Raw genomic sequence first — 12,784 nt, forward strand, 5'->3', positions numbered from 1 at the left:
CTTTTTTAGAATTGCTGATTTTGGTATAGAAAGAAAAATTTCAATAAAATTTAATTTGGCATGTACCGCTTCTGCAAAAAGGGAATAGTTTCATTAGTATTTGCTCTTATTTCCATAAATGCCTTTTGCCAAAGAGAAATTGATTTCGGCTTTGAACAGCCATGGTCAGGGATAATGACATCAATACGCGTATCTGAGAGGTTTTCTATTTATAATGACTTCCATTATGGTAGGTATTTATTTGTGGCCTATAGACCTGCACTCTCATACCATTCCAAAAATGATAAGTTTATAACCACCGGAGGTTATGCAAACATCAAATTATCAGCACCATTTTCGGAAGGAAAGTTAATAAGACCGGAACACAGGTCATGGTTGCAGTTGGTCTATAGAGTTCCATCGACCAGGCGATTGACCACAAGTTTTAGATTTAAATATGAAACAAGGTTTATCAGGGACTTAAATAGTGAAAGTCTGGCAGCGACTTATTCATATAACCATAGATGGAGATTCAACAACTCTCTTAGGTATAATATCCACAATAGCAAAAATAATTCTACTCGTCAGGTAAATACAGTCCTGATAAATGAGTCCCTATTTACGACAGGACCCGGACCAAACGGAGTTTTTTTTGAACACAGGACTAATTTGATGGGGGAATACAGAAATGGAAACTTTGTTTATTCAGCAGGATATATGTTCAGGTTCTTGGGCATAAACCCAAGCTTGGTTAGGATAAACCACACCTTTGTCTTTTGGATTACGATGAATTTAAACTTTAAGAAAAATAAGGAAACCAACTTTATCGAAAATCCTGAGGACCATTAATACTAGATCAATATGGATTTGAAAAATTTTATCAGTCCAAATTTTCTAAAACAACAGCTGCATTCAATAGTGAATTAAATAATCCTTCATATAAAATTCAATTTAAAATAAACTGAAATGAAAAAGAGAAACCCTCAAAATCGGTTCGCATTCGTCCATTCCTTATTAATCACTGTTTTGTTTTTGTCAGTGGTGAATTTAGGTTGTGCTCAAAAAAGTATTCCAACCACTGCTCCTAGGATTAGCACAGTCTATACAGGGGATATCATTAATGGAAAGAAAGTGGTAAGCTCATTGAATACTGATGACCTTGAAGCAGGAAAAAAGCATTTGCTGTATTTCCAAGGAGTTCAAATGTCAACAGGACAACATTGGTATGTCTCTGTAATTGTGGCCAAAGGTGCCAAGCCCGGAAAGCGTTTTACCATCACCAGCGGAGTTCACGGGGATGAAATGAGTCCGATACACACTGTATTGGCAATAATGGATCAATTGAACGTTGCAGAAATGTCCGGTACTGTAATGGCTGTAACTGACATTGCGCGACCTGCCTTGGAGAGCATGCAGCGCCGCTGGCCTAGTTCAGGACGAGGTACTGAATTGTCTGACATGAACCGCGAATGGCCTGGTAATGAAAATGGCTTTAGTCCGGTTAGCCGTCACGCAGGGCTAGTATTTAACCGCCTGCTATTGCCAAATACCGATTTAGCCATAGATTTCCACACCGGGGCCACAGGTTTAGATGCAGCGGTTTTTAACATTGGAGATATGAGCAATGAGGATGTTAAAACTATGAATATGTTATACCCTGTTCAAATGATTTGGGATAACGCTGCTTACCCGGGCTTGTTGCATAATGCCTATATGGACGCAGGCATACCTTGTTTCACTCCCGAAATTGGTGTTGCAAGAAGGCTGGAATTGGATTTGATTCCAATTTTTGTAGAAGGAACTATGAATGTGTTTAAGCATTACCGCGTTATTCCTGGTGTTTTGGGCCGTACTACAAAGGATGCTAAAACTTATATAGGTAAAAATGCTGTTCCAATTTTTGTCACTCAAGGCGGGTTTATCGAATTGTTTGTTAAAATTGGAGAAAAGATAGTACCGGGACAAAAGTTAGCCATTCAGCGAAATGCTTTCGGTGAAATTGTGGCGGAATATAACAGTCCGGTAAATGGGTTAATTGCGGGTATGCGGAGTGATGCCACAGCTGAACCAGGCCATGCGTTGTTTTTCATTTTGTCTGATGCCTCACCAGTAACTGGCTTACCCTCTTTCGTAGATTAATCAAGATAATTAAATTAGATAAAATTAAAAAAACCTGTTCAGATGAAATCCGAACAGGTTTTTATTTTTGATAATATTTAAGGGTGTTTTGATTTAATCCTTCGAAAATCGGTCAATCATCTCAATATTCAAATGACTTTGATAGCCAGGATTCCAGATCAAGGAGAAATGAATTTTGTTGGAATTCTTAGCCTATGATCACTTTTACGGAGATAACTTAATTTGTCAGGACCCTAACTATTGTTTCCTGATTACTCCTTCTTCGAGCATCCTTTCCAATACCACTTGGGCAAATTCGGAGGAGAATTTTTCCATGGATGTTGGGTTCAGGGTCTTGGATTGGGCTGACCAAACCAACAATTCTGACTTGACATCATAGACGTTGATTTCAATAAAATACCTTCTGTCATTGACAATATGGCCAGGAGTCATCATCATGCCGTGGTTCATTCCCCAAAATCCGCCGAAATTTCCACCCATTCCCCAACCTGGGCCCATCATCATCGGACCGCCCATCATCATGGCACCCGGAATATAACGCTGCTCATCCTGTACATCTATCAATGTCATGGTCATGATGCCGTCCTGTCCGTTTTGGTTAACCACATTCATCATGGCATTTTTATCCAAATCTGTACTCATCCAAAAATTTGGACGGATGGTCGCACTGCTCGTGGTGGATCTGATACCCAATTTGGATAATTTTGACCTTACGTCGTCCTCTATTGTCTGTCTTTTGGTCACATCACCGATGATGGCCGCAACGTAAAGGTTACTGTATCCGCCTTGATATTTATCCGGACTTGTCCATGACCTTGTGATTTTTGTAGCCGGAGAGCAGGCAGCAGCCAAGATTAGGAATGCAAATACTAAAACTTTTTTCATAATTGATGTTTTGTTGGGAGAAAATGGATTGTATTTTTTATTGTTTGATTAATTGATAATTTTTTTCAAGGTCGCCGGTGATTCTATTTCCTTCCAAATCAAGATGGAAAAGGACATTCTCTCCGACAAAATATTGGTTTGGGACTTCTTCACCTTCAAGGGTTATGGTGTTGCCGGCTTCATTCCAAATAAATGTTCCGGATGATTCTATGACAGTTTGATTCTCTTTTCCAAGATAGGTTATTTTCTTTATGTAAGAATTGCCGGATCCCAGCTCTATGCTTGTTTCAATTCCCTCACAATCAGCACATGGCAATACTCCTTTATAAATCCCAAAAAAATCAAGAGAATTACTGGCGTTATGTTCATCGGTTTGGGTTGATTCTTCAGTTTCAAACATGGCATCATCCACGATCAGGTCATCCTGTTTTGCATTTTTTCCGCAACCTGAAAAACAAATAGATATTAAAAAGAGCGAAACAAACAGTATTCTTTCAGGTTCAATTTTCATTAGGATATATTCAATAAATGCTCCTGCAAGATACAATCAAATTGAGACTGGGACAATTATAGTTTATTGTTTTCTTACAATTTTTAACAAAACAAGGCAGATGCGTATGGTTCAAGTTAGAAATGAAAATTTTGATTGACTTTTGTTTTGCTTAACTTTCGGCCTTGCAATGGCTTAGTCAATAGAAAAATTAAATGAAAAAGAACAATAAAAACAATGGGCTAAAATCCGGTACTGAAGAACAACCAACACCTTACAATTTGAATCCTCCTGCTGAAAGAGAGGATTCCAGGACAGGTTTGGCTGTGGAGACTTTGAAAAAAGCGATTTCCAACAACCTTTTTTATGTGCAGGCTAAGTATCCTGAAATCGCCACAAGAAATGATTATTACATGGCTTTGGCTTACGCCGTCAGAGATAGGTTGCTGCAAAGATGGGTGGCTTCTGTCAAGCAATATATTCAGGGAAAGGAACGAATAGTGTCATATCTCTCAGCTGAATACCTTTTGGGGCCACATCTTGCCAATAACCTGATCAATCTTGGGATTTATAATGAGGTCGAGCAGGCTTGCGAGGAACTTGGACTTAATCTGGATTGGCTGATTGAAAAAGAAGTGGAACCTGGACTAGGCAACGGTGGTTTGGGAAGGTTGGCTGCCTGTTATATGGATTCCCTTGCTACCCTGGAAGTCCCTGCAATAGGATATGGGATCAGGTACCAATTTGGGATTTTTGAGCAGGACATCAGAGACGGATGGCAGGTAGAAGATACCGACAACTGGCTGAGAAGGGGAAATCCCTGGGAAATCGCACGCCGGGAATTGAGCTATGACGTGAAGCTTGGAGGCCATATTCAGCATTACATTGACCGCAGCGGAAAATTCTGCAGCAACTGGATTCCTGAATTGGTGGTAAAAGGAGTAGCCTATGATACACCTATTTTGGGATACAAAGTCAATACTGCAAATACTTTAAGACTTTGGAAATCTGAAGCGCCACACTCTTTTGATTTTCAGTCTTTTAACGCCGGTGAATACAACAATGCAGTGAACCAAAAAATCATCTGCGAAAATATCAGTAAAGTCCTTTATCCCAATGATGAACAGCGGGAAGGTAAAATCCTGAGACTGCAGCAGCAGTACTTTTTTGTGTCTTGTTCCTTACAGGATATGATCAATATCCACTTGAATCAAGCAGAAAAAATTGAGGATTTTGACAAAAAATTCGCCGTCCAGTTGAATGATACACATCCGGCAATCGGGGTAGTAGAGTTGATGCGTCTACTGATGGACGAGCACCTGTTGGATTGGGATACCGCTTGGAATATTACCACCAAAACATTTGCTTATACCAACCACACCTTGCTTCCTGAAGCTTTGGAAACCTGGGATTTGGAGTTATTCGGTTCAGTATTGCCTAGGCATCTTGAGCTGATTTATGAAATCAACAGAAGGTTTCTTGATTTTGTGACGGTGAGGTTTTTTGGTGACAACCAAAAGATAAGCAACCTTTCCCTGATCGGTGAAGGAAAAAGGAAACATGTCAGAATGGCCAATCTTGCCTGTCTTGGAAGCCATGCCATCAATGGTGTCGCTGCTTTGCACTCTGATTTGTTGAAAAAAACTGTTTTGCATGATTGGTTTGAACTTTCACCTGAGAAATTCAGCAACAAAACCAACGGAGTCACCCCTAGAAGATGGATGGTATTGAGTAATCCAAAATTGACCAAGCTTATTACCGAAAAAATCGGGGAAGGTTGGATCAAAGATTTGGAGGAATTGAGGGGCCTGGAAAAATACGCCGATGATCCTGAATTCCAACAGGCTTGGATGAAAGTGAAATTGGATCAGAAAAAAGCCCTTGCAAAGAAAATCCAAAAAAGGTTGGGAATTAAGGTCGATCCAGAATCCATGTTTGATATTCAGGTCAAGCGAATCCACGAATACAAACGTCAGCACCTGAATGTCCTTCACGTCATTGCGCTATACAATCAAATCAAGAAGAACCCGGACATGGAGGTGGTTCCCCGCACATTTATTTTTGCCGGAAAATCAGCTCCGGGATATCGCAAAGCCAAATTGATCATCAAGTTGATCAATTCAGTAGGTGAGGTGGTAAACAATGACCCGGATGTAAGGGGAAGGCTTAAAGTGGTTTTTTATCCAAACTACAATGTAACCAATGCCCAAAAGATTTATCCGGCTGCTGATCTTTCTGAGCAGATTTCCACTGCCGGAAAAGAGGCTTCAGGAACAGGAAATATGAAGCTTTCCATGAATGGTGCGTTGACGATTGGAACTTTGGATGGTGCCAATGTTGAAATCAGAGAATGCGTAGGGGAGGAGAACTTCTTCCTTTTTGGCTTGAATGCAGATGAAGTAGCCAAAACCAAAAATGAAGGATACAAGCCGAAAAAATACTACGAATCCAATGCCATCTTAAAAGAGGCCATCGACCAGATCAATGCAGGCTATTTTTCCCATTTGGATGTGAATACTTTCAGGGAATTGACCGATTCATTGATGTATGACGACCAATACCTGTTGTTTGCTGATTTTCAGTCTTACTTAGAGGTTCAGGAAAAAGTATCTGAAGCATTTAAACATAAAGAAATGTGGGCTAAAATGTCGATTTTGAATACGGCGAGAATGGGCAAATTTTCTAGTGACAGAAGCATCAGAGAGTATTGCGATGAAATCTGGAAAGTGAAATCCGTTCCTGTGGAAATAGACACCGTGAAAATCATAGAAAAATAAAAAAAGGGGGATTATCCCCCTTTTTTTATTTCGAAATTATTGGATTCTCGTTTTAATGGCTCTGAAAATCTTTGCCATTTACAAGTGAAGTCAAAAAACCTCTTTTATTTTATAGTGGGTGTCTTTGAAAGAAAAACTGTCGCCTTGTTTTTTTCCTTTCATAGCTTGGAACAAAGGGCTTTCGGAGGACAATCCAAAAACTGAAAATCCATTGACTTTCATCCTTTCGATGCTCACCGATACAAAGAAAATGTCTTTGTCAGTAACCACAACACTGCCCATTTTTACAGTATCATTGATATCCTCAATGTTGGGAAGCATATTTTGAAGCATCTCCATTTCATTATTGGCAAAGCTGACCTGATCACCTACGGCATTGGCCCGGTGAATCTGCTCAGCATTGAATCCTTGTTGGGACATGTCCGGTTCCTCTTGGTTGGCTTCGTTTTCACTGCCAATCATTTCTTTGATACTGTTTTTGAAATCATCAATGACAGATTGATGTTTCTTGATACTTGTATCCAATAGTGCCTTTTTAAAAGCGGCATGGTTGATATTTAATACGCTGGTTTCCATATTCTTTTTTTTTATTGTTGTTTTCCTATTTTTTATCTGCTTCAAAGTCAAAATCCCTAAACCTGATCAACATTTCTTGATTAAGAATCCGGATGTTCTATTTTCCATTTTTTCATAAACCCCAATGCCTCCTCATCTGTGAGATTTTTAAAATCGGCATAGCCCTGTGAGACAGCCCTATAAAATGGAGGAGTCTCAAGTATTATTACCTCATCCACCAACCTGAAAAGACGGTCAAACATGTCTTCCCCGGCTATAGGGGCAGCAACAATTATCTTCTCTGCGCCTTTATTTTTGCAAAGTTTTATGGTGGCAAACAGCGTCGATCCTGTCGCAATCCCGTCATCTACAACGATGACTGTTCTACCCTTCAGATATGGAAGTGCTGCCCCACCTCTTAATAGTTGGATTCTACGCCTGATCTCAGTTTTTTGGGATTCAATGACGCCATCAATTTCAGCTTTGGAGAGGTTTGTTGAAGCATGGTCCGAAAGGTATAGACTGCCATCTTCAGCAACTGCCCCAAAGGCAAATTCCGGTTCGGAAGGATAACCCAACTTCCGGGTGACTACAACAGACATTTGAGCATTCAAATGCTTGGCTACATAGAAGGCTGTCTCAGCACCCCCTCTTGGAATTCCCAAAACCAAAGGATTGGATTTTCGGTATTTCTCAAGCGCTATTCCTAATTGTTCTGCGGCATCTTTTCTGTCTCTAAACATAACGTCTCAATTAATTTTAATGATTAAATCAGACTATCCCCCAAATCATATGAGGTTCATAAGTTTATTTTTTCTGTCAGATATTGCTCAAACCAATCTCCCGATAGTGCTGCCACAACTTCCAAAGCGCCAGGCTCTTCGAATAAATGAGTTGCACCTTCTACAATTTGCAGTTTTTTGGGAGCCTTTATTTCCTTGAGCGCTTTCTCATTAAGTTCCAAGACTTCAAAATCATATTCTCCGACAAGGAGAAGAGTCGGGGAATTTACATTTTTAAGATGTTGCAGGGCCAAGTCAGGTCTGCCACCCCTTGAGACTACAGCCTTTATCTTACTCTGAAAATATGAAGCTGCGATCAATGCCGAAGCTGCGCCTGTACTTGCACCAAAATAGGCGAATGGCAGATTGCCAAGCATCGGCTGCCTCATCAGAATGTCTGTAACTTCCCTTAACCTTTCTGAAAGGAGACTGATGTCAAACCTCAATTCATTTTCCATGTCTTCTTCCTTTGTTAGCAAATCAAATAAGAATGTGGCAAAATCTCTTTTATTCAGATGCTGCGCCACAAAGTTATTTCTCGGACTAAACCTGCTGCTGCCACTTCCGTGCGAAAAGACAATGAGTCCTTTGGCTTTGTCAGGGATACTGAGATCACCTTCCAAAGTTTTTCCATCTACTTTGATTTTTAGGCATTCTTTCATTTTGATGCCATTTTGGAATGCTTTAAACCAGTCTGTTGACCAATTTTAACTTGAACATAATTTAAAAACACAAAACCACAGATTACATGACATTTGCTTGGCTTCTTTATGATTATCATTCTTGAATTGACCCTATTGAACAACAGGATTCCTCAATCTTTCAAATCATCAAAAAAAGTCATGATGGATAAAAAATGCGGACGTTAGAATAATCGACAATTAGCCAATATAAAATCCTGATTACTAAGAAATCGGCTTCACATGGAGACGGAATTAGAAAGATTCTCTCTAAAAATAAAACAGAAAATTCTCCCCCAACCGAGAAAGTATATGAGGCAATAACCGAACTACTCCTCAAAGGGGCAAAGACCATGCCCAATAATGGCAAAAATTTTAAGCCTGTTAAGTAAACCAATCAAATCCCGGATAGGCTGTTTTTGGAATGAACCGACAAGCTCTTATCAGGAGGATGAATGACGGTTGAATTCATTAATGGGGTTTGTGAATTATTGGTAAGATTGACCTGAGATATTGTTCCAAAAATATGTCTCCAATCCCCTTACTCATATATATCAGATCCCCACGGCTGTATTTTTTTGACTTTACATTCAAAATTATTACAAGCCGTGGGGAATGACTTTTTGAGGAAATCCAATATTTGGATTTGAAGTGATTTAGGAAATTTTATTTTTCAAGTTCTGTAAAAGCTCTTTGGCATCTCCTCCTTTTTCTTTGATTTTCTTAAGCGCAAAAGCAAGGGTGATGTTAAACAATCCCAAAGAGAAAAATGCCAAAGCGGTAAAAAACACAATGGTCAATCCTCCCAAAGTCGGGTTGAATAAGATCATCAAAGAGAAAATGACCGACAATGCCCCGCTTGCAAGTAACCAACCCCATCCATCGGAACCGTATTTTTTCATATCAAAAGCAAACCCGAAAGTTGCAAAGCCTTTGAACATAAAATAAAAGGCAATGATAAAAGGAAGGACGACCATGGTGATCGCAGGATTGAAAAACAAAACAGACCCTACCACAAAGTCAAACATCGCTCCGGCAAAATGCCATCCCCAATCGTCGATTTCATTCCTATTATTGATGGAAAATATCAATTGAAATATCCCCGAAACAAACATAAAAGAAGCAAAAATGATAGCAAGACTCATGTAGCTTTTGACAGGAGTGGAAATGGTCCAAGCGCCGACTAGGATGAATAAAATACCAACCAACAGTGGAAGCCACCAGTTTTTGATCATAAATCTGCTTTTTTTAAGTACTGATTCCATTTTTCTTTTGTTTAGATTTTTTGTTTTTAAAAATATTGAATCCAAAATGTAAGAAAATTTGAGTTCAGTTTAAGGTTGATCACATCAAAAGATTGTTAAAAAAATGCCTAATTAATTTAACCAAGAAATTCTTGGGAAAAAGGTAGATTATCCCTTCCTTTTTATGAAAGGCCCAAAATTAAAATAAAAGGATAAATGAATAATATTCACCCGCTCATTCCTCAATTGCTGCCAATTTGATTTCAATTTTTTTCCTCAATTTATTAAAAAATCTGATCCTTTCTTTTTCACCGACAGTACTGACCATGGTTGATTTTTTGATCAGGTTATGGAGATTGTAAAACATGGCTTCATTGAATTTGGGATCCATAGAACCAATAAAGTACATGACGCTGTGGTTGAGGTAAGTAATCTGTACATTGTCTAACTCAGCAATGATGGTATTGTCACCGATGACAAAGTCATTGACATACATGGTATATGGCGCGCTCTCAGCTGTGGGTTCTTTTCCCATTGGAAATTTCAAACCCAATTCCGCCATTTTTTCGATGTGGTTGACTACTTCCAATAATTGCTCAAACAAGATTTTCAATTCCTTTTGTGAAGGAATCAAACCCATATCATTGTACAATTCAATCTGCCGGATGGTGACATTGATTCCTTCTTCATTCCAAATCTCCGTTGTCGGAATCTGATTGAACAAATTGATCATTTTGGTGCTCGTGTCTTTGAGCTTATAATAGAGCAGGTTATTGAAAGAGAATTTCTCATTCTTCAGACTTTCATTATGGAGGATGGATTTCATCCAGAAAAAGAATTTAAACGAGGCCAATTCAGGAAAATATAAATGGTAGAAGGGAGGCAGGTCTTTTACCAGGTAATACATGTGTTTCTTTTTTTGGATATGAAACATCTGTATCTGCTTCAGGACGTCCTCAAACCAATCGTCAAAACTGTCTTTGGTAAATGAATTCAGTTTGCCGTGGAAGACTATGGCATTGGTCTGAAGATTAAAAACCTGATCAAGTGAAATATTAAAATGTTGGCTGATTTTTTTGATTTCCTCTAAGTCAATAAACTTTTCACCGCGGATCCTTCGGTAGGCAGAATCATTGCTGATTTCCAATAAATCCGAGACTTCATCTACAAGGGATTTGTAAGGAGGGAGGAGGTTTCTTACATAATGGAAAAACTGAACCTGAATTTCTGAATTGCCCATAACAAAATTAAAAGTGGTGAATTGAATGCTTTCTCATTAAATATCTCTTTGAGATAAATCCAAACTTTGGATTTAAATTAATCAGAATAAAATTTCGTTGTGGCTGATGAAATGATAGGTTATTGACTAATTTAAAGAAAGACACAGAATATTCCTAAAGAAAAAAGTGTAATACTAGGAGCAAAAATGATCGTAAAAAATAAGTATGATTATTATAAGAAAAATTTATGCATTATCTGATCGAATTGGATTCAATAGATTTATTCAAATTTGATTTTATGGATCAAGCTTTTGATTTTTTTTAAATTTTTTTTAGTCAGGTATGAAATGTGATTTTTGATTTTTATTCAAAATCCCAATTTGAATAAAACTTTTGTGTGAAATATCCAAAGTCAGGCCGAATTGCGGTGGTTTTTTCAATTTTTAATAAAGTGGTCTTTTCCTTCCCTTAGTTTTCTGAATTATTACAAATCAGGCCATCGGCACGTATTTTTTCAATTCGCCGATGGTAAAAGTCTCAGGTAATTTGGTGGCATGATAAGAAATCACGGTTTGTCAGGTACTTCTTTGACAAGCCGACTTTCTTGAATTTTTCATTCACATAAATCCAAAAAAAGATGGAAACTCAAAAAATCTCCTTAGGAAAAAGAAAAGAACTTCAAGCAGCCATCAGTTGCATCATGGTTTTTGCTATCATCGCCACTGTATTGGTTTTGGGAGCAGGATTGACCACCTCCTCTACATTCAAGTTTTTGTTTCTATTGGTCACGGGTTGGCTCGGATGGACTTTTACCGAGTATTTTTTGCATAGGTTTTGGATGCATAACCACTTCAGGAATGTCAATAGCAAAATCTACGACATGCACATGAACCACCACAAGCATCCTCAGGAAATCAAAATTGACGGAACTCAAAGATCCATCTTATTTGTGGGTGGGATTTGGATATTTTACTTTGCCTTGATTTGGAACAATTATTTCACTTTGTTTCTTGGCTTTTATGTTGGCCTTACCTTATATAGCCTGCTTCATATCATGCTACACAAAAAGTGGGGACGCTATATTTTTCCCAAAGTCCAAAAGGCCCACATTCACCACCATGGGAAATATCCTGACAAAGGATTTTCATTCAGTACAATTATCTGGGATTGGATGTTCGACACCTTACCTCCAAAAGAGGAAGTTATTTCGGAAAAAATGTTGGGATTTTATTTCAAACCTGACAAAGAAATGAAAGAATCAAAAAGCAGAAATTGAAATTCTAAATTAAAAAAAAAGGGAAAAGTACCGGTGGCGCTTTTCCCTTTTTGATGTTGTTATTGTGCTTTTGAAGCAGATGCCGCAGCAGCTTTTCCGTGAAGTTTACCGAGTTCTTGATCGATGGTCCAAAGGCCAATACCTTCTTCGCCGATGATGTCAAACAATTCCAAAGCCCTTCTGGCCAAAGTCTCTTCTTCCCTTTGCTCGGTAACATACCATTGCATAAAGCTGAAAGTCGCAAAATCCTTGATTCCAAAGGCATGGTCTACAATGGAATTGATCGACTTGGTCACTTTGATTTCATGCTCAAGAATAAGTTCAAAAACCTCTCTCAAAGAATTGAAGTGGTGTCTGACACCTGTAATTTCCGGTTGGATGGCGTGTCCTCCTGCTTCGTTTACATAATGAAAGATTTTCATCATGTGCATTCTCTCTTCATCAGCATGGACATAGAGGTATTGGGATGCATTTTCATATCCCATCATGTGGCACCAAGAGGCCATAGACAGGTAATATGCGGAAGATTTGCCTTCCATTTCTATCTGCTGGTTCAACAATTTTTCTGTATCGAGCAGTAATGAACGCTGTAGCGTTACGATTTCTTTTGGTTTCATGGCTATTACATTTTATACAAACTTAACTAATTTGGAAAGATATGGTTATCGGAAGCCGAGATTTTGAGAAATTTAGATTTGGTATAAGTAAAAATCTAAACACCGATTTCAATTATCCAAAGATACTTTTGAACTGATTC

The 12,784-nt window shown here is 38.5% G+C and carries 12 protein-coding genes; 4 read left to right on the top strand and 8 right to left on the bottom strand.

Annotation, left to right across the window (positions count from 1 at the left end):
* The first annotated feature begins 174 nt into the window (after window positions 1-174).
* The gene (locus DQW11_RS00280) at window positions 175-828 is read left to right on the top strand and encodes a porin family protein (protein ID WP_157965982.1); all 654 of its coding nucleotides are present in this window, start codon (window positions 175-177) and stop codon (window positions 826-828) included.
* Between the two features lie 117 nt (window positions 829-945).
* The gene (locus DQW11_RS00285) at window positions 946-2,118 is read left to right on the top strand and encodes a succinylglutamate desuccinylase/aspartoacylase family protein (RefSeq protein WP_113922004.1); all 1,173 of its coding nucleotides are present in this window, start codon (window positions 946-948) and stop codon (window positions 2,116-2,118) included.
* A gap of 237 nt (window positions 2,119-2,355) precedes the next feature.
* Here the strand turns inward: DQW11_RS00285 and DQW11_RS00290 are convergent, their stop codons facing one another.
* Together DQW11_RS00290 and DQW11_RS00295 are read right to left on the bottom strand one after the other, a co-directional pair.
* Window positions 2,356-3,003, bottom strand: coding sequence for a hypothetical protein (locus tag DQW11_RS00290; protein WP_113922005.1), 648 nt, complete (start codon window positions 3,001-3,003; stop codon window positions 2,356-2,358).
* Between the two features lie 37 nt (window positions 3,004-3,040).
* Window positions 3,041-3,514 (bottom strand): copper resistance protein NlpE, encoded by a 474-nt coding sequence (locus DQW11_RS00295; protein ID WP_113923133.1) that lies wholly within the window; start codon window positions 3,512-3,514, stop codon window positions 3,041-3,043.
* Window positions 3,515-3,708: 194 nt separating this feature from the next.
* Between DQW11_RS00295 and DQW11_RS00300 the strand changes: the two genes are divergently transcribed.
* Window positions 3,709-6,270 (top strand): glycogen/starch/alpha-glucan phosphorylase, encoded by a 2,562-nt coding sequence (locus tag DQW11_RS00300; RefSeq protein ID WP_113922006.1) that lies wholly within the window; start codon window positions 3,709-3,711, stop codon window positions 6,268-6,270.
* A 90-nt stretch (window positions 6,271-6,360) separates the two neighbouring features.
* On the opposite strand, the gene DQW11_RS00305 is transcribed toward DQW11_RS00300, so the two are convergent.
* The 5 genes from DQW11_RS00305 to DQW11_RS00325 all read right to left on the bottom strand — a co-directional run bounded on the left by DQW11_RS00305 (window position 6,361) and on the right by DQW11_RS00325 (window position 10,771).
* The gene (locus DQW11_RS00305) at window positions 6,361-6,846 is read right to left on the bottom strand and encodes a hypothetical protein (RefSeq protein WP_157965983.1); all 486 of its coding nucleotides are present in this window, start codon (window positions 6,844-6,846) and stop codon (window positions 6,361-6,363) included.
* 80 nt (window positions 6,847-6,926) lie between these two features.
* Entirely contained in the window at window positions 6,927-7,568 is a 642-nt protein-coding gene (locus tag DQW11_RS00310; RefSeq protein ID WP_113922008.1) for a phosphoribosyltransferase, read from the bottom strand.
* Between the two features lie 56 nt (window positions 7,569-7,624).
* On the bottom strand, window positions 7,625-8,269 hold the full coding sequence (locus DQW11_RS00315; RefSeq protein ID WP_113922009.1) for a dienelactone hydrolase family protein: 645 nt from the start codon (window positions 8,267-8,269) through the stop codon (window positions 7,625-7,627).
* Between the two features lie 674 nt (window positions 8,270-8,943).
* Window positions 8,944-9,552 (bottom strand): HdeD family acid-resistance protein, encoded by a 609-nt coding sequence (locus DQW11_RS00320; protein ID WP_113922010.1) that lies wholly within the window; start codon window positions 9,550-9,552, stop codon window positions 8,944-8,946.
* 214 nt (window positions 9,553-9,766) lie between these two features.
* On the bottom strand, window positions 9,767-10,771 hold the full coding sequence (locus DQW11_RS00325) for a helix-turn-helix domain-containing protein (protein ID WP_113922011.1): 1,005 nt from the start codon (window positions 10,769-10,771) through the stop codon (window positions 9,767-9,769).
* A 617-nt stretch (window positions 10,772-11,388) separates the two neighbouring features.
* On the opposite strand from DQW11_RS00325, the gene DQW11_RS00330 reads away from it, so the two are divergent.
* Window positions 11,389-12,027 (top strand): sterol desaturase family protein, encoded by a 639-nt coding sequence (locus tag DQW11_RS00330; protein ID WP_113922012.1) that lies wholly within the window; start codon window positions 11,389-11,391, stop codon window positions 12,025-12,027.
* A gap of 59 nt (window positions 12,028-12,086) precedes the next feature.
* Here DQW11_RS00330 and DQW11_RS00335 read toward each other — a convergent pair whose 3' ends face one another.
* Window positions 12,087-12,644: a ferritin gene (locus DQW11_RS00335; RefSeq protein ID WP_113922013.1), complete on the bottom strand. Its 558-nt coding sequence runs from the start codon at window positions 12,642-12,644 to the stop codon at window positions 12,087-12,089.
* Between the last annotated feature and the right edge of the window lie 140 nt (window positions 12,645-12,784).

This window comes from Cognataquiflexum aquatile, assembly GCF_003316845.1.
Taxonomy (GTDB): domain Bacteria; phylum Bacteroidota; class Bacteroidia; order Cytophagales; family Cyclobacteriaceae; genus Cognataquiflexum; species Cognataquiflexum aquatile.